Here is a 22,575-nt window from a genome sequence, read left to right as displayed (position 1 = left end):
ACCTGTTGTGTGCAGCAGTAACAAAGAGCGCACCGAGAGTCGGCGAATGGCCGCTTGAGTATCAGATTCCAGCCCTGCGCAATGGCGCTTTGCGGCAACAAGGAATGACTTGCAAGAACACGGCACGGTTCATGCTTAACATGTTAATAAAAATTCGAATGCGTCATTCGGTAACATGTTAACAAGCATAAAGGGGTCGCCATGCACGCTCAGCAGGCAATGCACAGCTCATTCGAAAACTGGCAGCGCTCCATCCAATCCGTTTGCGGCAACTACGAGACCCGCCTGGCGTTCAACAGCACCCTGTTCATCGGTGACGTCTATGCCAAGGAACACGCAGGTCTGACGCTGGCTCACCTGAAGACCAATGCCGGCCAGATCTCGCGTAAGGCCAAGACAGGTCGCGATGACGACCGTTACTGCTTCCTGGTAAGCCAGCGCAGTGGCTGCTCACAGATATCCCAGAACGGCCGGACCGTGCAGTTGGCACCGGGCGACCTAGTGCTCATGGACTCGGTAGGCTCGTGCGAAATCACCCCACAGGGATTGATCGAACATGCTTCCCTGCATTTGCCGCGGGAAGATGTCCTGCGCACACTCCGTAATGATCGCTCGCTTTTCGGCAAGGTTTCACCTCGCTGCACCAGCGGCCGCATGCTGCGTCTGCTGGTGGACCAGCTATATCTCAGCGAAGCCGGCATCCAGGCCGATGCTTGCGAAGGTGAAGCCATACTGAGTGCGTTTACCAGTCTGCTCGGCCCTGCCCTGACTCAGCGCGAACAGCAGGCCGAAATCACAGACTCGATTGCTGGCAACAGCCTGCGACGGCAGGCACGACAGCTGATCGACGAATCGCTGAGCCACCCCAACCTGACGCCGGTAGCCTTGGCCAGCCGCCTGCAGATATCCGTGCGCCAGCTCTATCGACTCTTCGAGGAACAGAACGACAGCGTATGCCGCTACATCCAGCGAACTCGCCTGCAGCGCAGCGCCAGTGATCTAGCCAACCCCAATCTACGTCGCGAATCGATTACTGCCATTGCCTACAAGTGGGGTTTCACCGACTCGGCGCACTTCAGCCGTGCGTTCAAGAAACAGTTCGAGCAATCGCCCAAGGACTACCGCGCCCTGGCCATCGATCAGTAGCGGAAGGCCAGCCCAGGCAGGTACCGGCTGCGACGACCGAAGGTCGCCACCGACATAGTCTCAGTCAAGCGCTGCCTGGGTTTCCGGAAGGGTCGCACCGCCATCCACCACAATGGTCTGCCCGGTAATATAGCCGGCACCTTCGGAGGCGAGAAACAGCATGGCACCGGCAATATCAGCCGGTTCGCCCAGGCGACCCAACGGTACCCCGCGGGCGATATCGGCACTGTGGGCACCATCACCCAGATTACCCATCGCCGGAGTACGGATCATTCCCGGTTCAACACCATTGACCCGCACCCCACGCCTGGCCAGCTCCAGCGCCGCACTGCGGATGAAACCGTTGACCCCTGCCTTGGACGCCGCATAGTGACTCAGCCCCGGATAGGCGACCCGTGGCCCGGTCACCGACGAAGTGACCAGCACGCAGCCCCTGCCGAGGCGCTCGAACAACGGCAACGCACCCTGGGTGAGCCAGAACAGCGCGCTGAGATTCACCGCCAGGGTGCGCTGCAGGATCGTCGGAGTGATTTCTGCGAAAGGCGTCAGCGGAAAGTAGCCGGCGTTGTGCACCAGGACGTCCAGGCGCTCCAGCCCGCCAAGCAGCGCGGCGATGGCCGCTTCGTCGGCCAGGTCGATCGCCAGCGCCTGCACATCGTGCCCCTGGCTCTGCAGCTCGCGCGCCAGTGCCTGGGCTGGCTGCACCTGCAGGTCGGCGATCAGCACGCACGCCCCGCTAGCGGCAAAGCCCTCGACAATGCTGCGACCGATGCCCTGGGCGCCACCAGTGACCAATACGGTCTGCCCGGCGAAATCAAATCGTGCGTTCATCAGGCACCTCCTAAACGGTCGAACACCAGGGTCGGCACGTCGACGATGCTGGAACCGCCGTCGGCGACGATGCTGGCTCCGGTGATGATCGACGCCTCGTCACTGATCAGGAAACGGCATACGCTGGCGATTTCCTCGGCACTGGCCGGACGCCGCAGAGGCACGTCGGCGGTAACACGGGCGTAGGCGGAATCAAGGTCTTCGCCGAAGTGCTGCATCAGCGGTTGCATCTCCTCGTCGGCCATCGGCGTGCGCACCCAGCCGGGGCACACGCAGTTGACCCGCACGCCCAGTGGGCCGTAATCACGCGCCAGGGAGCGATTGAGGCCGAGCAGCGCATGCTTGGCAGTGGTGTAGCCACACACCTGCGGGCCGGCAGCCAGCGAGGCGATGGAACCGAGTAGGACGATGCTGCCGCGCCGCTCGATCAGCAACGGCAGGCAGGCTCGGGCGCTGTGAAAGGCGCTGTCGAGATTGCTGCGCATGGCGGCCTGCCAGCCTTCATCGGACGTTTGCGTGGCCGTGCCGAGACCATGGCCACCAGCACAGGCCAGCAGCGCATCGAGGCCTCCGAAGCGGCTGCGGATCTGCTCGACGAAACCACTCCACGCCTCGGCGCTGGCAGCATCTCCAACCAGCACCAGGCCACCAGTTTGCGCCGCCACACGTTCCAGAGGCTGGCGGCGACGGCCGACCAGCACCAGATTATGACCTTCGCCCGCCAGCCGCCGGGCACAGGCTTCACCGATGCCGGTGCCTGCCCCCGTGATGGCGATAGTCTTCGCCTTACTCATTGGGGTACTCGGTGCGGTTGATCACGCTGCAATAGGAAGCCACTGGGAAGTTGGACAGCTCATCGAAGCCGCCACCGGCATAGCCGAAGATCTTGCCATCGCTACGGTGATTGGCCATGTCGATCATCACTAGGCCTAGGGTCGGCACGATCTTCTCGCGCCAGACAAACATGTACAGCTCATCGGCGATCTTGTAGTAGTGACAACGATCGGTGTCGCACAGCCCCGCTTCCACACCTTTCAGGCACTGCCAGGTGTAGAAGTTTTCGTTGAGGTAGATATGCTCGTAAACCTCGGTCGGGCTGTAGCGATAGAGATTGCGCAGCCCCACCAGCTCGCGGGTCGGCGCGTGCGGGCAAGCGCCCTCCTGCCAAGGTTTGTCCAGGCTGCCGTGGAAGAACTCGACCTCTACGCCGGTCAACAGTTTGCCGGCCAGAGCCCGGTGATAGAGGCCTTCGTGGGTGGTTTCAGCATCCGGCAGACGGCCGATTACCGCCGTGAAGGAGGCGCTGCCAATATCCAGCACCAGGCTGATCGACCAGTCCTGACCTTGCTCGTGCTTGAGGAAATCCACCAGGTAGATACCGGGGCGTACCGAAGTGGCGCGGTAGGTTGCACTGCCCTGCGAATGACCGTCGGCGGCCTGCCAGCTCAGGCACTCGGACTCGAAGCGGTGAGCGATTTGCCAGCCATTGGCAAAGTGCAGCGTCAGGCTTCGCCCAGCGAGGTCGGCCAGGTTCGGCAGGATGAAGGATTCCTGGGCAAAGCCATCGGCCAGGGCTCCTACGGTGATCCAGTCGGAATTCGTGCTCATGCGGACATCTCGAAGTGGTGGGTAGAGCCTGCATGGTGCGTGATCGGTTGAAGCCCGCCTATCAACCGGATGGTTGAGGGGCGGGCTTTTGTCCTGCCCCTCAATCAGTTCGCAGCCTTGCTCTGACGGGCGTTTACCGCAGGCACGCGAGACGCCCAAGGCTGCGCCTGCTCCAGCTGAGCAGCCAGAGCCAGCAAGGTGGCCTCATCACCGAAGCGACCGGCAAAATGCGCACCGATGGGCAGGCCTGCGGCCGTCCAGTACAGCGGCACCGACATCGCCGGTTGGCCGGTGGCGTTGAACAGCGCGGTAAACGGCGAATAGCTGTGGAACTGCTCCATCACCTCGTCAAGGCTGAGCCGTTCATCGAAGGCATCCAGATCACCGATGCGTGGCGGCTCACGGGTCAGGGTCGGCGTGAGAATCACATCGAACTGCTGCAGGAACCCGGCAAAGACACGCCCCAGCGTATGGATCCAGTCGACTGCCGCCGCATAACGTGCGCCAGCGATATCACCACGCTCGCGCAGGATGATGCGGGTACGCGGCTCCAACTCCTCCAGCGCCACCGGCTGACCACGCATCTGCCCCAGCATGTCGATGTAACCACGGGTGCTCGCACCGATGATGTCGAAGACGCGATCCAGGAAGACCGGCAGCTCGACCGGCAACCGAGTCACCTCGACCGAGTGGCCAAGGCTCTCGCACAGGCGCGCCGCATGCCGCACGGCAGCCAGGCTTTCGGCAGAGCTTGGCCAGGGGTCGAGATGCTCGACCAGCGCGATACGCAGCGGGCGCGATGGCCCCTGCGCAGCAGCGAGATAGGAGGTGCTGTGCAACGGAGCCGCGTAAGGCGCGCCCAGATCCATACCAGCCGTCACATCGAGCAATGCAGCGCTGTCACGCACGGACAGGGTGATCGCGTGCGGTGTACCCATGCCGGCCCAACCTTCGCCGACCAGCGGCCCGGACGGCATGAGCCCACGGCTCGGCTTGAAACCGAACACGCCGCAGCAGGATGCGGGAACCCGCAGCGATCCACCGCCATCGTTGCCGTGGGCGAAAGGAACCACCCGCGCGGCCACCAGTGCTGCCGCTCCACCGCTGGAGCCACCAGCACTGCGCTCTGTGTCCCAGGGATTACGAGTGGCTCCGAAGCGCGTGGACTCCGTGGTGTAGGACGTACCGAATTCGGGCGCCGTGCTGCTGCCGGCGAACACGCAACCGGCCTGCCGCAGTCGCGTCACTACCTCGGCTTCAAAATCGGCACGCACCTCGCCGCAGGCCTGGGAACCGTTGGTCATCAGCGCACCACGCAGCGGTGAGAACAGATCCTTGATCAGAGTCGGCACACCGGCGAAAGCACCCTGACGGGTACTGGCCGACTGCGCATCGAGGCGGGCCCTGTCATAGAGTTTTTCGCAAACTGCATTGAGCTGCGGTTCGACCTGTTCGATGCGTTCGATGACCGCCTCCAGCAGTTCGCCGGGTAGTACCTCCCCCGTGCGTACCAGTTCGGCGAGCCCATAGCCATCGTGACTGTCCAGCAGCGAGTGAATGCTGTGCATAGTGAGTGTCCTTGGAATCAGGAGTGGGTAGAAAGTGGTTCAGCCGAACGCTTACGCTGGATCAGCCCGGTAACCAGCCACAGTGACGCAGCCACAAGGCTGGCCACTGCCAGCCAGTGAATCGAGGCGCGCAAGTCGCCGGTGAATGCACCAACCAGCGCGACCACCAATGGGCTGACGAACTGGCCGATATAGAGGCAGGCCGTGAACAGGCCGAGACCACGCCCCCGGGTACTGACGTTCAGTGCGTTCATCACAGGTGCCATGGCATTTGGCACCAGCAGGCCAGCGCCAAGGCCATGCACGCTCACGGCCAGCAAGACCTCGTTGTAGCTGTGCGCACGGGTCAGCAACCACAGGCCCAGCGCCAGCAGGGTCAGCAGTGCAACGTTGCAACCCGCGATACCCAGACCTCGACGCAGCAGCGGCCAGATCAGTGAGCCACCGAGAGTGGCCAGCAGCCCCAATCCTGCAGACAGGCCAATCAGGGTGCTGGAGGTGACGCCCATCCCCACCAGCAGAACGGGTGTCTGCACCGGCACGATCAGGCTAAGGATCATTCCGCCCAGAATCAGCAGATAGCCACTGACCAGTGCCGGAATCGAGACCTGCTCATCGTCCTCGTCGGAAGCCGTCTCCACCCGCTCACGAACGGGTTCCCAGAGCACCCGGATCATCGCCGGCACCAACAACAGCGGCAGCAGATAGAGATAGAACGGCAGGCGCCATGACTGTTCGCCCAACGCACCGCCGACAACGAAGAACAGTGCGCCCACCAGGCCGATGGTGACCACCTGCAGGTTGACGTAGCGCATGCGCGCCTCCCCTCGCCAGTAGTCGGCGATCAGGGTGGCGCAGCAGGTCATGATCGCCGCTTCGGTGCAACCGAAGAGCAGGCGCACAGCAACGATGGCTGTCAGATCGTTGAGCAGCGCCGGGATCATTCCCAGCAACGCGTACAACAGGGTAGCGATCACCAGCAGCGCCTTGCGCCCAACCCGGTCGGCCAGCCAGCCGGCCAAAGGCGCGCAAAGGGCGATGGCCAGGGCCGGGCCGGTCACGGCCAGGGGCACCAGCAGCTCGGCATGTGGCGAAGTCGGGCCAAACTCGGCGGCCAGCTTCGGCAGCATGGGTGCGACCATCACCGCACCCATGATGGTCAGGCTGCTGCCAAGCATCAGCACCACGCCTTCACGCCGGCCGCTGGCCTGCCGGGCGTTGGGCGCTGCCGCGCCTGCAAGGGAATGTTCCAGGGACATACTGAAGACCTCGAAGAAGTGAAGAGGAATCCATGGCGAGCGTCGCAAGGACACCCCTCGGGATCCTGCCTACGGCGTTTGCCAAAGGCTCCGAGATGCAAGGCCATCGACCGTGCGCCGGCGGTACGCAGGCATCCTAGGGCGCGGTCTGAAACCACCGTTATCCAAATTCGGCAGAATCACGACGACCATTTCCGGCCGCTCGGAGCAGGCTCCGACCTGCCAGAAATGGCTAGCACAAGACAGATGCGGTGTTCGGCTGCGAAGGCCGTTTTGTGGGATGGAAGGCGAAGGGGCGTCAGGCGAACCCCGTGCAAGTCTTACAGGAAAAGCGTCGCCACCAGTTCGGTACGATTGCTTACACCCAACTTGCGAAATAGATTGATCAGATGGGTCTTGACGGTGGGCAGGCCAACGTTGAGTCGTCGAGCGATGTCCTTGTTGCTGTAGCCAGCTCGCAACAGCTCAGCTACTTGCCACTCCCGTGCAGTCAGTTGCATGCGCGAAGCGACGGACGTTGGCGGTGCCACGGCAATCTCGAACAGTCCCTGCAGAGCCTGTAGTTGCTGCAGTTCGTGCATGGCGAAGGCGCCAAGCTGCGAACCACGCAGCAGCGAGATACCCGCCACGGGACGCCCATGCTCGAAAGCCAGTACCTCGACGACATCGATAACGCCGAAGCGCTCGAGGAAATCCCTGTAGCGCCGATTGGCGGCGGCGTCCTGCGCACTCATGCCCAGTTGCAAGGGCACAACACTGCTGCCGGTGCGCTGGCAGTTGCGTGGCTGTAGCGGATCGACCTGACGATAGTCGGACAGATAGCGCTCATGCATGTCCAAGCGCATCTGCTGCAGGAGGAAATCGTGCGGTTCGAGCTGGTCGGCAATGCGATAGAAGACACCGGCGGAGACGGGTAGCAACGCCAGGAAGCTGTTCAGGCAACGCCTACCCACCTCTGCGTCATACATGATCACGTGACTCAGTTAGACCCTGGCGACCGAATCGGCCGCCAGGTTGTGCAGCCAGTGGTTAGGGTTACACCACGGCCATGTAATGTTTGGTGAAGCTTTCGCTGAGCACGTCCCACAGCACGCTAGTGCCCTTGGTCACGAACCAGCTGTCGCCAGCCTTGTAGCGGGTGCTCTGGCCGGTGGCCTCATCAGTCAGAATGACCTCGCCGAACACCACGGTGGCCTGTTCGTTGAACGGATACACCATGCGGAACTTGCTCTTGGTCACAGCGAAGTAACCGGCGCTGAGCGCATCGGTTGGGGCGCCGAAGGTCATCTTGCCGAAAGCCTTGCCCTCGCCTTCGAGAATCTCCGAGCCCAGGTCGGCAATGGTGCCCCAGGTATCCAGCTCGTTGAGGGTGGTGCCTTGTTTGATGGGAGTCATTGGATATTTCCTCTGTTAATGATCGTCAATGGATGGATCAGCGCCGCCCGTTCCAGTACCCCGATAGCTGGTGCCAGGATTTGCCGGCAGTGAGCAGCAACGGACGAATCTGGTCTTTACCGATCACCTGGATGCGACGCACCGAGCTGATCAGGTCATAGCGCGCCGAGCCTTCGCTCATACCCTCGGCCAGCACCTTGCAAATGATGTGACTGGGGGTAACGCCGAAGCCCGAGTAACCCTGCACGAAGAACACATTGGGGTGCTGCGGCAAGGTGCCGATCTGGGGGAACAGATTGGGGCTGCAGGCCATAGGGCCACCCCAGGCCAGGTCGATCTTCACGTCCTTGAGGTAAGGGAAAATCTTCAGCATCAGGTTACGGTTCCAGGCCTTGAGGTCGCTTGGAATGTGCTCGACGAAGGGCGTGGCCGAACCGAATAGCAGGCGGTTCTCACGGGTGACCCGGTAGTAGTCGATGACCGGGCGAATATCGCTGTAGGCACCGCGAATCGGGCTGATACGCTCGATCAGCTCATCCGACAGCGGCTCGGTGACCATCTGGAAGGCATAGGTGTTGATGGTGCTCCTGTGCAGCTCCGGCTCCATCTTGTTGAGGAAGCTGTCGCAGGCCCAGAGCAGCTTACCGGCCTTGACCGAGCCCTTGGCGGTACGCACCGTGACGCGCTCGCCATAGGTCACTTCCAGCGCCGGGCTGTACTCGAAAATCTTCACGCCGTGACTGGCCAGCGCCTTGGCCTCGCCCAGCAGAAGGTTGAGCGAATGCACATGGCCGGCGCCCATGTGCAGCAAGCCACTGGAATAGGCATCGGAACCGATCATCTGCTTGAGCTCGCTGCCCACCAGCAGACGGATCTCCTGCTGCGGACTCAGCGCCTTGAACTCCTTCTCCCAGGCAGCCAGAGTCTTTTCCTGGCGGGCATTGAAACCCATGTAGCCATAGCCATGGCAGAAGTCGGCATCGATGGCGTACTTCTCGATGCGGCTCTTGATGATCTGCGCGCCCTGGTCGCTGATCTCCAGAATCGCGCGCAGGCCGTCCTCCCCCACATCCTTGCGGATCTTCTCCAGGTCATGGCCGATACCCGCCATGATCTGCCCGCCGTTGCGCCCAGTACCACCGAAGCCGAGGTAGCGCCCCTCCAGCACGACGATGTTGGTGATGCCCTTCTCGGCCAGCTCCAGAGCTGTGTTTATGCCGGAAAAGCCGCCACCGATCACGACCACGTCTGCGTCGATATCCGCCTCGAGGGACGGAAAGCTGAGGTCATACTTCTTGGTGGCCGTGTAGTAGGTAGGCGTTTCGATATTGATCATGGGAAGCAACCTAAGTATTCGAGAAGGAACGACTGCTAAACGTGCCCGGCGCCGTGCACGTTGCGTTCTGCTGGATCACATTAGGAACTCATCAGGCCAAGCACGTCTTGATTCACCCTGCCCTGACACTTGACCATTCCTGCCAGAGCCTATGGGCTCAGGTGACACCGCAGCCTGAAATTGCTTCCTCTACCGTTCATCCGCTGACACCCTGGCAGCAGCGATCAATAAGGAGGCACGCTTGATCAAGACAGTTATACGTCTTAACTTCTATCGTCATATGCATCAAGCCATCACCCTTCGTCCCTATCCGTTCGAGAGGTGGTCTGCCCCAGTCGTGCCACGAGCCGAACTGAAAAGGCTGCTTACTTAAAGAAAATTTCAACAAGAACAACAAAGAACCTTTCCTTAACTGCAGCTCAGGTGTTTCCCAAGTGGGAATCCTTTGGTGCCTCACTGGTGACTACCCAGACTCCATCTGGACATGGATCGCCGCAGACGGCAAAGCGCATGATGCGCATGCCCTCCGCTCTGGAGAATGGCTCATCGGTAAGCACCGCACCGACGGCGTTCGAGCGGACTAAATGAGCATGTATGACACATTCGCTTCATCCACCACTCCCCGACTGATCAGCACCTCTCCCTTTTCGCGGCACGTCAGCTCGCAGGATATCGACGAGCATGCCGAGCAGGTCAGCGACTGGCAGCTGACCTACGACCAGATGTCCGCTGGCCGCTTTCACGGCGAACTGACGGAGTTCAGCCTGGACTGGATGCAGGTCATCCGTGACAGAACCAACCAGTCTCTGATCAAGCGCGGCTCGGCCAAACCCGGCACCATCAACTTCAGCATTCCGCTCAGCTTCAGCGGTGACCTTTACTGCGATGGCAATCTCGTTTCCGGAGGCAAGGCCCTGGTCGCCCATGCCGATGACCTGCCGCAGTTGCGCACGCCCGACGAAATGGATCTGCTCGTGGTGGCCGTGGACATGGAAATACTCGAACGGGAGCTGACCCTGCAGGGCATCGCCTTCGAAAGCCGTCACCTACCCAAGACCTACCTGGTCAAAGATCTGGATCTGCCACGCAACCTGCGCACTATTCTGGAAAATCTCGAATACGGCTGCGCCAGCTCCACGGCCGACCTGAATGACGAGCGGCTACGTCACCAGTTCCGCGACGCGATCATGCTGCAACTGTTCGAGCTGCTGCCCTCCAGCCAGCCCGTCGAGATCACCCCCTCGAACCGCAAGCGCACGGTCGACCGCGCCTGCGAATACGCCCTGGCGCATCTGGACGAGCCGCTGACCATTCTCGATCTGTGCCGCACGCTGGGCGCCAGTCGCCGCAAGCTGCAGTACTGTTTTCAGGAAACCCTTGGCACCAATCCGGTGGCCTACCTGCGAACGCTGCGCCTGAACGCGGCGCGCCGGGAGCTGCGCCAGGGCGCCGACCTGGTGTCAGTGCAGGAGGTCGCCAGCCGCTGGGGCTTCTGGCATCTCAGTCGCTTTTCCAGCGAATACCGGACGATGTTCGGTGAACGTCCCTCGCAAACCCTGCATCGCTGACCCCATCGGCGCAGCACTTCCTACGCCCCTCCTGCTAACCCAACCCTCAGACGCGACTGATGACAGCCGCGACTGGGGGCGTATCAGCTTTTCTACCCTCGCGCCTGCATCTTTGCCATTTTTGGCTAACACGCCCAATGCCCCCTCCGTAACCTGAACGTAACGGACGAACTGCCACGTCCCGGTCTCCGCCTATCCAGGCGGGCAAACACACCCTGTTGACAATAAAAAAGTCTCGCAACGGAGGTAACTGGGAGATGGACAAGAAATTTGCCTTGTATCCCCTGGCCATGTCGATCATGGCCTCGATGTCCCCTGCAGTTCAGGCATTCCAGATCGACAGCGGAGATCCCGATCTCAGGCTGCGCTGGGACAACACGTTCAAATACAGTACGGCCAGCCGCCTCAAGGGCGCGTCCGATCAGCTCACCGCCCTTCCCAACCACGACGACGGCGACCGCAACTTCAGCCGTGGCCTGATCTCCAACCGCTTCGACCTGCTCTCGGAATTCGACGTCATGTACAAGAACGTTGGCGCCCGGGTATCGGGGGCAGCGTGGTACGACAGCGTCTACAACGAGGGTAACGACAACAACTCGGCGGCCACCGCCAATGCCTTTTCGGTCGACCACGACGAGTTCACCCGTGCTACCGAAAAGCTGCATGGGCGCAAGGGTGAACTGCTCGATGCATTCCTCTTCGCCCGCTTCAATTTGGGCGACGCCAAAGGTACGGTGCGCGCCGGTCGGCATGCACTGGTGTGGGGGGAAAGCCTGTTCTTCGGCGCAAACGGCATTGCCGGCACCATGGCGCCCGTGGACGCGGTCAAGGCGGCCTCGGTGCCCAACACCCAGTTCAAGGAGCTGATCCGCCCCACCGAGCAGTTTTCCGGTCAACTGCAACTGACGCCCGACGTCTCCATCGGCGCGTTCTACCAATGGCGCTGGGAGCAGACCCGTCTGCCGGCCTCAGGCAGCTACTTCTCGGTGCTCGACACTATCGGCGAGGGCGCTGAGCGCCTGATCGCCGGGCCCAACCCGGTCATCCCCGGTGGTGAACCCCTGGCATTCTTCCGCCAGCAGGACATGAAGGCCAAGGACTCCGGCCAGGGCGGCGTGCAGATCCGCTTTCGCGCCGGTGAGACAGACTTCGGTCTTTATGCCGTTCGCTACCACGACAAGACACCGCAGATCTACATTCGCCCCGGTGCAGGCGCCCCCGACTTCGCCAGCGGACGCCTGGGCACTTACCAGTGGGTCTATCCGGAAAACATCCGCGCCTTCGGTGCCAGCGTCAGCCACACCTTCGGCGACTACAACGTCGCTGCGGAAATCTCCACCCGCCGCAACATGCCGCTGAGCAGCGATGGCGTGACCATCCTCGACGGCAGCGGCGACAACGATGGCGATGCCCGCTACGCCGTCGGCAACACCCTGCATGCGCAGGTGTCCTGGCTGGCGACGCTAGGCCCGTCTTTCATCGCCAACGAAGCGGACTTCCTCGGTGAGGTGGCCTGGAACCGTGTACTCGACGTGACCAAGAACCGCCAGGCGCTCAACCCCCTGGCCGATCGCGACGCCGCCAACGTGCGCTTTGTCTACGAGCCCCGCTATCGCCAGGTGTTTCCCGGTGTCGACCTGTCGGTGCCGGTCGGGCTCGGATTCGGCATCGGCAACTCCGCAGTGGTCGGGGCCTTCAATGGCGACAAGGTGGGCGACTTCAGTATCGGCCTGACCGCGCTGTACCTCAACGAATGGCGAGCTGGCCTCACCTACACCCACTACTTCGGGCCGGCTGGCACCTCGGTAGACGAAGACAACCACATCTCTTTCAAGCAATCGCTGAAGGATCGCGACTTCATCGCCCTGTCGATCCAGCGTACCTTCTAAGCAGAGGAACCTCACATGACCCGTTTCTCCCTTCCCATACTGGGCCTGGCATTGCTTTGCGCCCAGCAGAGCATGGCTGCGGTGACGGCCGAAGAAGCCGCCAAGCTGACAGGCGAACTCACGCCACTCGGTGCAGAACGCGCCGGCAACGCCGACGGCAGCATTCCCGCCTGGAAAGGCGGGCTGACCACGCCCATCCCTGGCGACAAACCCGGAGGCCGCCGTTCTGATCCGTTCAAGGACGAGAAGCCGCTGTTCAGCATCAACGCGGGCAACGCCGCGCAATACGCCGACAAGCTGACCGATGGCACCCGCGCGATGCTGGCCAAGTACCCCGACAGCTATCGCCTGGATGTGTATCAAACGCACCGCACCGCCGCGGCGCCGCAATGGGTGTACGACAACACCCAGGCCAACGCGAGCCGGGCGAAAATCGACAACGACGTGGTGGTCGGCGCGTTCGGCGGGATTCCCTTCCCTATTCCTAGCAGCGGCGCCGAAGTGATCTGGAACCACCTGCTGCGCTGGCGTGCACCGACCGCACGCTTTTACGCCACGGCCTACCAATTGACCTCCGATGGCCGCGCCGTCCTGGCCAGCGACGCCAGCTCCGTGCAACAGGTGCCCTATTACTTCAAGGACAGCAGTCTGGAGGATTACGCCAAGTCCAACCTGTACTTCAACATTCGGGTCAACCTCTCCGCCCCGGCCATCCGTGCGGGCGAAGGCATCGTCGGGCGGCAGAACCTCGACGCCGCCAAGGATCAGGCCTGGGTTTACCTGGTGGGGCAACGCCGCGTGCGCAAACTACCCAATACCTGCTGCGACACACCAAGCCCGACCATGGCTGGTCTGATGAGCTTCGATGAACTGGAAGTCTTCTCTGGTCGCCTGGATCGCTTCGACTGGAAGATCATCGGCAAGCAGGAAAAGTACATCCCTTACAACGCCAACAAACTGCTGCAGCCGACCTCGGACAAAGAGGTACTGAGCGCCCACCACCTCAACCCCGATCACGTTCGCTGGGAATTGCATCGCGTGTGGGTCGTCGAAGCCACTCTGCGCAATGGCCAGCGCCACCAGGCCGCACGCAGTCGCTACTACTGCGACGAAGACACCTGGACCTGCGTGATGGGTGATCGCTGGGATGCCAACGGCCAACTGTGGAAGACCACCTGGGGCCAGGTCATGGTGATGCCAGAGCTACCCGGCAACTTCATGTTCGCCTTCGGCTTCAATGACCTGCTCTCCGGCGCGGCCATGGTCGCCGGCCTGTTCAACGAGAAGCCGGTGCATTACGAGCTGCTCGAACGCCTGCCGGATGTCGAGTTCACCCCCGACGCCCTGGCCAATGACGGCATTCGCTGACCTGTTACCCGCCATCCGCGACAGCATTACGGAGCGCGCTCATGAACACCCATAGTCATTTATCGCGCGGCACTGCAGGACGTTGGCCGTGGGCACTGCTGGCAGCCTGCCTGTGCCTGACCAGTGCGGCGCAGGCCGAACCGGTCGGCGCTGCGCTGGAGCGCCCGGCATTGGCCACGGTCAACCCGGCGCAGGGCTATCTGCTGGGCCTCGCCCAGGCCGGCCAGCGCCTGGTAGCCGTTGGCGAACGCGGGCTTATCCTGCTGTCCGACGACCAGGGGGCGACCTGGCGACAGGCCGCCTCCCCGGTCAGCGTCACCCTGACGGCTGTGCGCTTCGCCAATGCCGAGCACGGCTACGCTGTCGGGCACGGCGGCAGCGTACTGGTCAGCCAGGATGGAGGGACTAGCTGGACTGCCAGCCTCGATGGCCGCCGCGCCGCCCAAACGCTACTGGCAGCGGCGCAGGCGCAAGGTAACCCGCGTGCGATAGCCGAAGCCAAGCGCCTGGTCGAGGACGGCCCGGACAAACCCTTCCTTGACCTGTGGCTGAAGGGCCCGCAGGAGGCTTATGTCGTCGGGGCCTACGGCCTGGCCCTGCGCAGCCGCGATGGCGGCAAGAGCTGGCAGCCCTGGCTGCAGCGCAGCGTCAACCCGGGCGGTTTGCACCTCAATGCCATCCGCAGCCGTGGCCAGCGTGTGGTGATCGCTGGGGAACAGGGCCTGGTGCTGCTCTCCGAGGATGGCGGCGCCAGTTTCACCCCAGTCGAAACGCCCTACTCCGGCAGTTTCTTCACCCTCGAACTGCCAGCCGATGGTTCGATCGTGCTCGCCGGCTTGCGTGGCAATGCGCTGCGCAGCGATGACGGTGGTGTGAGCTGGGGCCCGCTCGTCTCCCCCGTGGAGGCCTCGATCACCGCCTCGGCGCTACAGGCCAATGGCAAGCCGATATTCGTCAACCAGGCCGGCATGATCCTGCGCGAGCAAGACGGGCGCCTGCTGCCGAGCAACCGACAGCTGCTGCCGCCCCTCAATAACCTACTGCCCACTGCACATGCCGATATCGTCCTCGTGAGCGCAGAAGGTGTCAGTGTGCTGAAAGCTGGAGACGTGAAGTGAACAACGCGCCAACAGACCTGGCGGAAGCTTCCGCTGACTTCGATCCGCGCTCGGGCTCGCTGCTCGAGCGCTTGCTCTTCAACCACCGCCTGCTGGTGGTGGCCCTGTGCGCCATCACCACCCTGCTGCTGGCCTGGCAAACCACCAAGCTCGAATTCAACGCCAGCTTCGAGAAGACCATTCCCACCCAGCACCCTTATATCCAGGTCTTTCAGCGCTATCAGAACCAGCTGACCGGCCTCGGCAACTCGCTGCGAATCGCGGTGCAGAACCCGGCTGGCGACATCTACGACCCGAACTATCTCGACGCCCTGCGTCGTCTGTCGGACGCCGTATTCCTGCTGCCGGGGGTCGACCGCGTCAACATGAAATCCCTGTGGACGCCTTCGACACGCTGGACGGGTGTGACCGAAGATGGCCTTGAGGGCGGTTCGGTGATCCCCAACGGCTACGATGGCAGCCCGGCCAGCCTGGAACAGTTGCGCGCCAATATCGCCCGCTCCGGCGAGATCGGCCAGTTGGTGGCGAGCAATGCGCGCTCCACGGTGATCTACGTGCCACTGCTGACCAAGGACAGCAACGGCCAGGCGCTGAACTACGCGACCTTCGCCGGGCAGCTCGAACAACTGCGCCAGCAATACCAGGCCGAAGGCCTGGACATCCATATCACCGGCTTCGCCAAGATAGTCGGCGACCTGATCGACGGGGTGCGAGCAGTACTGGTGTTCTTCGCCATCGCCGTGCTGATCGCCACGCTCACCCTGTTCTGGTACACCCGCTGCATACGCTCCACCCTCTTGGTGGTCACTGCCTCCCTGGTGGCAGTGGTATGGCAACTGGGGCTGTTGCCAACGCTGGGCTACTCGCTCGATCCCTATTCGATTCTGGTGCCGTTCCTGGTTTTCGCCATCGGCATGAGCCACGGCGCACAGAAGATGAACGGCATCATGCAGGACATCGGCCGTGGTATCCCCAAGCTGCTGGCGGCGCGCTTCACCTTTCGCCGCCTGTTCCTGGCCGGCATGACCGCCCTGCTGGCCGATGCAGTGGGCTTCGCGGTGCTGCTAGTGATCGATATCCAGGTCATCCGTGAACTGGCCATCGCCGCCTCCATCGGTGTCGCGGTGCTGATCTTCACCAACCTCATCCTGCTGCCGATCATGCTCTCCTACACCGGCGTCAGCACGCGGGCCGCCCAGCGCAGCCTGCGGGCCGAGCAGGCCGACGCCCGTGGCCAGCGCAAGCACCGCCTGTGGTCGTTGCTCGATGGCTTCACCCGTCGCCCCATGGCCAGCGTGGCAGTAGCCGGCGCGCTGGTGATCGGCGTAGGCGGTTTCATCGTCAGCACCCACCTGAAGATCGGCGACCTGGATCCGGGTGCGCCGGAGCTGCGCCCCGACAGCCGCTACAACCGCGACGTGGCCTTTATGAACGCCAACTATGGCGCCTCCAGCGACGTGTTGGCGGTACTGGTCAGCAGCCCGGACGGCCAATGCGCGCAATACGACATCCTCAACCGGGTCGATGCCCTGGAATGGCAACTGCGCCAGCTCCCTGGTGTGGAGTCGACCCAATCGCTGGCCCTGCTCAACCGCCGCATGATGGTCGGGCTGAGCGAGGCCAATCCCAAGTGGTACGAGTTCATGCCCAACCAGGGCATGCTCAACTCGGTCGCCGCCAGCGCCCCTCGTGGCCTGTACAACGATGGCTGCAGCCTGCTGACGCTGTACATCTACTTGCGCGACCACAAGGCCGACACCCTGACCGCCGTGGTCGACCACGTCACCGCATTCGCCCGGGTCAACGACACCCCGGACGCGAAATTCCTGCTGGCCGCCGGCAACGCCGGCATCGAGGCGGCGACCAATATCGTGGTCAAGCAAGCCTGGTGGCAGATGCTGGTGCTGGTGTATGCCGCCGTGGCGCTGCTCAGCCTGATCACCTTCCGTTCCTGGCGTGCGGTGCTGGTGGCCGTGCTGCCGCTGATGCTCACCTCGGTACTGGCCGAAGCGCTGATGGTACTGCTGGGCATGGGTGTGAAAGTGGCGACCCTGCCGGTGATCGCCCTCGGCGTAGGCATCGGCATCGACTACGCGCTGTACATCCTCTCGGTGACCTTGGCCCAGTTGCGCGCGGGCAAGAGCCTGTCGCAAGCCTACTACCGCGCCCTGCTGTTCACAGGCAAGGTGGTGATGCTGACGGGGGTGACCCTGGCGATCGGCGTGATCACCTGGGTGCTGAGCCCGATCAAGTTCCAGGCCGACATGGGCCTGCTGCTGGCCTTCATGTTTCTCTGGAACATGCTCGGTGCCCTGATCCTCCTTCCCGCCCTGGCGCACTTCCTGCTGAAGCCGGAGCGGCTCGCTACAGCCTCGCGCGAGCAGCAGGCGCCAAGCGGCCTGACGTCTGCAGTCCGGTGAAAACGGCCTGAACACACCGCCGCAATAGCAAAGGCGCCCACTCGGGCGCCTTTGTGCATGGATAACCAAACATCACGGCACTGCCACTTCCCATGAAACCTGCAGCTGACAACCCGAACGGGCCGGTCGTGCTGTTTTCGTCGGGTACGCCTGGCAGGCAGAGACGCCTCGCAAATCAGGATCGGGCTTGCGCCGCTACGCAGAGCGTAGCGGCGGACGCGAGTTCAGTCGGGTTGCGGCGCAGAGGACTGGGTACGCGCCAGCATTGCCTGAATTTCCTGGGTGGCCTGACGCGTGTTCTGCGCCAGCTTTTTCACCTCGTCAGCGACCACCGAAAATCCACGCCCTACCTCGCCTGCGCGAGCCGCCTCGATGGCGGCGTTCAGCGCAAGCAGGTTGGTCTGCTCGGCGATGCCCTTGATCACGCTGACCACCTGAGCAATCTGCCCGTAGGTGTCCTGGTTGTGTTGCAGCATGCGTTCATGCGCCGCCTGGGCGTTGCGCTCATCGGAGATGTCGCGCACCGCCCCGATCACCCGGTAAAGCCGCCCCTGCTCATCGCGCACCGAACGCCCGCGCTCCCGAAACCAGATGTAGCCCCGCGTCTTGTGGCGCATCAGGTATTCGATCACGTACTCGCCACTGCCGGCTGGATCGACGATCTCTCGCTCGAACAGACCGGCGATGGCCCCGAGATGGTCCGGATGAATGAGGCTGGCCTGACTTTCCAGGCCATCGGGCAACTCGTCGCGGCTATATCCAGTCAGTGAGCGAAACTGGTTGGAGATGCGCATGCTGCTGGCCGGATCGTCGATGCGCCCGTTGACCACGATAAAGTCCCAATAGCCTTCGGTCAGCGTCGACTGCGCTAGCTCCCATACCCGGGCTTCCTGCTGGCAGTGCTGCAGCGCCTCGTGTTGCTCATGGCACCGGTCATGCAGTGCCTCCAGCTCCAGCGTCTGGCGCTGCACCTGCTCCTGCAACTGGCGCTCGCGAACAGTGGCCTGTTGCTGCGCCTCGGCTTGCGCATCGAACTGCGTCTGCAAACGCGCTTGCTGCTCCTGAAGCTGGCTCAGGTGGGCAGCGACTCGCGCCAGCGCATCGTTCAAACGGGGCTGCTCGGCCAATATTGCACAACGAGCCGACGCAAGCTCCGCGCCCCGGCCCAAGGCCTCGAGCTGCTGCTCCAGCGCCTCGGCGATATCACGTCCTCGATCACGAAAGAACATAACGGCTACTCCCGTCAGATGGGCGGCGGCCTGGGCGCCGCACGCTGCTTGATCAGTTGCCACTGCTGGTCGATGACCTGCTTCTGCTCGGGCTTGAGCGGCTCGAGAAAGTACAAGCGGCGACGCTCGCCGACTGCCGGCACGAGACTCGGCGCCTGCCGGGCTAACTCGATCATTTCCGGCAGATCAGCGCGCAAGGGCGCGTAGAAATGGGTGGCCTGGGTATTCAGGCGGGCGTTTTCGGCCGTCAGCATGTAGTCGATGAAGCGATAGGCCAGCTCTGGCGCCTTCGCATCGGCGGGGATGGCCCAGCTGTCGACAGTCAGCAGCGCGCCCTCCTGCGGTACCAGGAACTCCAACGATGGCCGCGTCGCAGCCGCCTGCAGCGCATGCCCACTCCAGGCCATGGTCGCGCAAAGGCGCCCGGCAGCCAGCGCCTCTATATAGCCCTCGTTGTCCAGTGTATGCACGGCGCCAGCGCTGACTGCCAGAGACGCACCGACTGCCTGCAAGCGCCTGGGCGTAGCATCGGAAAGACGCCGTCCCTTGGCGTTCATCCACAGCGAGAAGGTTTCTTCCGGCGCATCCAGCCAACCGATGCCACATGCTTTGAGTGCCTGAACATAGGGCTCATCGAACAACAGGCGCCAGCTCGGTGGTGCCTGCCGGCCCAATGTACGCTCGACCTGATCACGGTCGATCACCAGGCCAACGGTGCTCCACAGGTACGGCACAACATAGCGCGGCGCACCGGCAAAGCTCGCCAGGGCAGCCGTCAATTTCGGATCGAGGTTGTCGTAGTGAGGCAACCTGTCCAGTGCCAGTTTCTGCAGGCGGCCCTCCTCGATAAGCCGCTGCAACTGGAAATGCGAGGGCACCACCAGGTCAAAAGACGAACCCTGACGGAGCGCCTGGTCCAACTCCTGGGCCGTCGTGAAGGTCTGGTAGTCGACAGCAATTCCGCTGTCGTGCTCGAAACGGGCGAGCACCTGCGGGTCGATGTAGTCCTTCCAGTTGTAGATCCGTAGCGTCTGGGCATGCCCGCTGACACTCGACAGCATGAGCACGGCTAGCAGCAAGCCTCTCATCATCCGACTCCCCTGATATTGTCGATACTCAGTGACAACGCACTACGCAAGGGCAACTGACGCTGACCTTGCGTGTGCGGGCGCGCCTTCAGCCACGCCTCAGCTGAGGCATGGTGTAGTGCGTCTAGTCGAGGTCAGGTGCGAACAACGGGCGTTTCATATAGAGCTTGACCCAGAGCAGCGCGATGATGCTGACCAGCAGCAGGATGGCGCCGAGAATCTTGTAGACCAGCACGGTCATTTCCGGTGACGGGGAGTTGTTCATCGCGACATAGAGCATGGCGCCGATGCCGATGATCTGCGGCAGCGGGTAGAACGGCGTCTTGAAGGGACGTGGCTGGTGCGGCAGGCGGCGACGCAGTACAAGCACATCGATATGCGCCACCACGTAGGCCAGCAGCCAACTGGTCGAGGCCGCGATCACCAACGGGATCAGCGAGTCGATGTCCATCAGCAGCAACGGGATAGCGATGATTACCGCCATGAACAGAATGCCCACCCAAGGCGTGCCGAAGCGCCGGCTGATGATCTTCATCTGCGGAAAGGCCTGCCCGTTCTCGGCCATGCCCTGCAACATGCGCGGCACGGCGGCCAATACAGTGTTGACCGTGCTGCAGGTAGCGGTCACCGCCATCACCGCTGCGATGATGAGACCGGCCTTGCCGAACACCGCATGAGCGTAATCCAGATAAGGCAGCGGCGAGCCGGTGAGGGTTTCCACATTCAGGTAGTAGGTCGCGCCCCAGACGAACAGCAGAAAGATCCCCAGCATGGCGCACAGCGACAGCATCATCGCGCGCGGGATATTGCGCTGTGGGTTGTCCACTTCGTTGATCATCGGGCAGATGAACTCCACCCCTACCATCAGCCACATGGCCATGGCGATCAGACCGATGAAACTGCCATTTAATATCGGCTCCAGGCTCAGGCTCACCGGCGTGCCACTCAGTTCGACATGCGGTTCGACAGCACCACTGACCGCGCAGAGACCGATCAAAATCAGCGCTGTGACCAGGATGAACGACAGCAGGTTCTGCACCTTGGCGAACACATCCGCGCCGAGAATGTTGGTCACCACCAGCACGCCGAGCACCAGAAACGGCAGCACCAGCGGTGGGAACATGCCAGGTAGCAACTCACCGATGATCGCATCGACCAGGAACATCTCCACCGGCAGGGCCAGCATGGCAACCACCACGTAGCCGGCGAAAACCGCAACGATGGCCGGGAAGTGGCCGATGGCCTTCTGCGTGTAGGTCGCCAGCGTCCCTTCCTGGGGAAACATCAACGACAGCTCGGCAAAGCTCATGGCGTTGAACTGCGCCAGAACGAAGGCGACGATGAGCGCGGCTATGAAGCCCATGCCACCAATGCCGATGCCCTGCGTGGCGGTGATCATCGAGCCCTGCACGATCACCAGGCCGACACAAATCGCCATCATGGTGATGAAGCCCAGTTTCTTGTGCTGCTTGAAGGTCGCACTCCCCGCCTTCATCGAGGCAATGTCAGGGGCGTTGGTCTTGTTCATTCGATTATTCTCCCGCTCGGGCCTTGCGGCCCAGTGGTGCCCATGGATATGACGTCGGTCGAGCGCCGCGTCGACTATCACTGTGCTACTGCGCCGGGGGGTAATTCTTGCACCAGGCTGCCGCCGCCTTGCCCCGGTGTGTCAGGGCCGAACATTTCGCCGGATGCGGCCATTGAGCACGTATAAAAAACCGGCCGCCGGCGCTATGCCAGGGGCCGGTCAGCGTAACGCCACACTGGGTTTCAGCCCTGGGCGATGACCGCCTTGAGCATGCTCTTGAAGGTTTCGATCTGCTCAGCGCTGAAGGCGCTGAACACCTTGTCCTGCTGCTCACCGGCGATGCGCCAGAGCGCTTCGGCCTGCTCCACGCCTGCGGCGGTCAGCACGTAGCGCTCGTCGGTATCAGCCACCATGCCCTTGCGCTTGAGGATCGCCACCGCCTGCTCGATCTCGCGCACCGGCATGGCCACTTCGCGCAGCAGATCACACATGCTCAGCCCCGCATCGTTCTCCAGCACCATCAGCATGCGTGCCTCGCTGGTACGCAAGCCGGTGGAAAGCTGACGAGGCTGGTAACTGCTCTGGTAGCTGCGTACAGCCTGGGTCATCAGGTAGTAGAGGTTGTTGCTCAAGCGCCCCTGGAAGGCACTGCTGGGCTGCTGGCCTTCGCTTTTCTGGGTCATGCGCGTGTGCGGCAGCACCATCGAATAGGCGCCCTGGTGATAGAGCAGCGGCGAGCGCCCCAGATCGTCGAAGGCCACCACCTTGCCAATCAGGATCCAGTGATCGCCACCTTCGACCTGCTGATGCATCTCGCACTGAAAGCGTGCCGCGCAATCGGCCAGCAGCGGCGCCCCGCCCTCCCCGGCCTCATGCACGATGCCGTCGAACTTGTCGTCACGCGGCCGGGCGAACTGATTGGAAATATCGATCTGGTCAGCGGCCAGCACGTTCACCGCGTAATGCGTGGCGCGCTGGAACACTTCGTAGCTGCCGGAGCGCTTGTCGATGCTCCACAGCACCAGGGCCGGATCCAGCGACACCGAGTTGAAACTGTTGGCGGTCACGCCGACCTTCTCGCCATCGGGCGTGGCAGCGGTGATGACGGTGACGCCAGTGGCGAAATTACCCAGCGCACGGCGAAAGGCGCGCGCGTCGATGGAAGTGCTCATGGGGATCTCCCTGGCCGCTGCGATGCGGCTTATTGTTCGAGTAGCGGGGCCG

18 protein-coding genes are annotated in these 22,575 nt (G+C 62.5%); 6 read left to right on the top strand and 12 right to left on the bottom strand.

Annotated features, from left to right (window positions below; genetic code table 11):
• Window positions 1-201 precede the first annotated feature (201 nt).
• Window positions 202-1,146 carry a transcriptional regulator FeaR gene (feaR, locus tag PCLY_RS21955; RefSeq protein WP_061242292.1) on the top strand — a complete coding sequence of 315 codons (945 nt, stop codon included), beginning with the start codon at window positions 202-204 and terminating at the stop codon, window positions 1,144-1,146.
• Between the two features lie 60 nt (window positions 1,147-1,206).
• On the opposite strand, the gene PCLY_RS21950 is transcribed toward feaR, so the two are convergent.
• From PCLY_RS21950 to PCLY_RS21915, 8 genes are all read right to left on the bottom strand, one after another.
• Window positions 1,207-1,977: an SDR family oxidoreductase gene (locus PCLY_RS21950; protein ID WP_061242291.1), complete on the bottom strand. Its 771-nt coding sequence runs from the start codon at window positions 1,975-1,977 to the stop codon at window positions 1,207-1,209.
• Entirely contained in the window at window positions 1,977-2,771 is a 795-nt protein-coding gene (locus PCLY_RS21945) for an SDR family NAD(P)-dependent oxidoreductase (RefSeq protein WP_061242288.1), read from the bottom strand. The genes PCLY_RS21950 and PCLY_RS21945 overlap by 1 nt, the downstream gene beginning before the upstream one ends.
• Entirely contained in the window at window positions 2,764-3,585 is an 822-nt protein-coding gene (locus tag PCLY_RS21940; protein ID WP_061242285.1) for a molybdenum cofactor biosynthesis F family protein, read from the bottom strand. Before PCLY_RS21940 ends, PCLY_RS21945 begins: the two co-directional genes overlap by 8 nt.
• Before the next feature lie 104 nt (window positions 3,586-3,689).
• A complete protein-coding gene (locus PCLY_RS21935; protein ID WP_061242283.1) occupies window positions 3,690-5,153 on the bottom strand; it encodes an amidase in 1,464 nt (487 codons plus the stop codon).
• 17 nt (window positions 5,154-5,170) lie between these two features.
• Entirely contained in the window at window positions 5,171-6,412 is a 1,242-nt protein-coding gene (locus tag PCLY_RS21930; RefSeq protein WP_061242281.1) for an MFS transporter, read from the bottom strand.
• A gap of 320 nt (window positions 6,413-6,732) precedes the next feature.
• Entirely contained in the window at window positions 6,733-7,380 is a 648-nt protein-coding gene (locus PCLY_RS21925) for a helix-turn-helix transcriptional regulator (protein WP_061242280.1), read from the bottom strand.
• A gap of 67 nt (window positions 7,381-7,447) precedes the next feature.
• Window positions 7,448-7,807, bottom strand: a complete 360-nt coding sequence (locus PCLY_RS21920; protein ID WP_061242278.1) for a cupin domain-containing protein — start codon at window positions 7,805-7,807, stop codon at window positions 7,448-7,450.
• Window positions 7,808-7,844: 37 nt separating this feature from the next.
• Window positions 7,845-9,143, bottom strand: coding sequence for an NAD(P)/FAD-dependent oxidoreductase (locus tag PCLY_RS21915; protein WP_061242276.1), 1,299 nt, complete (start codon window positions 9,141-9,143; stop codon window positions 7,845-7,847).
• A 584-nt stretch (window positions 9,144-9,727) separates the two neighbouring features.
• Here PCLY_RS21915 and PCLY_RS21910 point away from each other — a divergent pair.
• From PCLY_RS21910 to PCLY_RS21890, 5 genes are all read left to right on the top strand, one after another.
• On the top strand, window positions 9,728-10,711 hold the full coding sequence (locus tag PCLY_RS21910; protein ID WP_061242274.1) for a helix-turn-helix domain-containing protein: 984 nt from the start codon (window positions 9,728-9,730) through the stop codon (window positions 10,709-10,711).
• 257 nt (window positions 10,712-10,968) lie between these two features.
• Window positions 10,969-12,600, top strand: coding sequence for a DUF1302 domain-containing protein (locus PCLY_RS21905; protein WP_061242273.1), 1,632 nt, complete (start codon window positions 10,969-10,971; stop codon window positions 12,598-12,600).
• 15 nt (window positions 12,601-12,615) lie between these two features.
• Window positions 12,616-13,968, top strand: coding sequence for a DUF1329 domain-containing protein (locus PCLY_RS21900; RefSeq protein WP_061242270.1), 1,353 nt, complete (start codon window positions 12,616-12,618; stop codon window positions 13,966-13,968).
• A 41-nt stretch (window positions 13,969-14,009) separates the two neighbouring features.
• Window positions 14,010-15,086: a WD40/YVTN/BNR-like repeat-containing protein gene (locus tag PCLY_RS21895; protein WP_061242268.1), complete on the top strand. Its 1,077-nt coding sequence runs from the start codon at window positions 14,010-14,012 to the stop codon at window positions 15,084-15,086.
• Window positions 15,083-17,506, top strand: a complete 2,424-nt coding sequence (locus PCLY_RS21890) for an efflux RND transporter permease subunit (protein ID WP_061242266.1) — start codon at window positions 15,083-15,085, stop codon at window positions 17,504-17,506. Before PCLY_RS21895 ends, PCLY_RS21890 begins: the two co-directional genes overlap by 4 nt.
• A gap of 224 nt (window positions 17,507-17,730) precedes the next feature.
• On the opposite strand, the gene PCLY_RS25340 is transcribed toward PCLY_RS21890, so the two are convergent.
• From PCLY_RS25340 to PCLY_RS21870, 4 genes are all read right to left on the bottom strand, one after another.
• Window positions 17,731-18,735 carry a methyl-accepting chemotaxis protein gene (locus tag PCLY_RS25340; protein WP_061242264.1) on the bottom strand — a complete coding sequence of 335 codons (1,005 nt, stop codon included), beginning with the start codon at window positions 18,733-18,735 and terminating at the stop codon, window positions 17,731-17,733.
• A gap of 14 nt (window positions 18,736-18,749) precedes the next feature.
• Entirely contained in the window at window positions 18,750-19,823 is a 1,074-nt protein-coding gene (locus PCLY_RS21880; RefSeq protein WP_061242262.1) for an extracellular solute-binding protein, read from the bottom strand.
• A 124-nt stretch (window positions 19,824-19,947) separates the two neighbouring features.
• Entirely contained in the window at window positions 19,948-21,351 is a 1,404-nt protein-coding gene (locus PCLY_RS21875) for an APC family permease (RefSeq protein ID WP_061242260.1), read from the bottom strand.
• A gap of 242 nt (window positions 21,352-21,593) precedes the next feature.
• Entirely contained in the window at window positions 21,594-22,523 is a 930-nt protein-coding gene (locus PCLY_RS21870) for a p-hydroxyphenylacetate 3-hydroxylase reductase component (RefSeq protein ID WP_061242258.1), read from the bottom strand.
• Between the last annotated feature and the right edge of the window lie 52 nt (window positions 22,524-22,575).

Source organism: Ectopseudomonas composti (assembly GCF_001567565.1).
GTDB lineage: Bacteria > Pseudomonadota > Gammaproteobacteria > Pseudomonadales > Pseudomonadaceae > Aquipseudomonas > Aquipseudomonas composti_A.
Note: the sequence above shows the minus strand (reverse complement) of the source record. Positions and strands in the feature narration are given on the sequence as shown.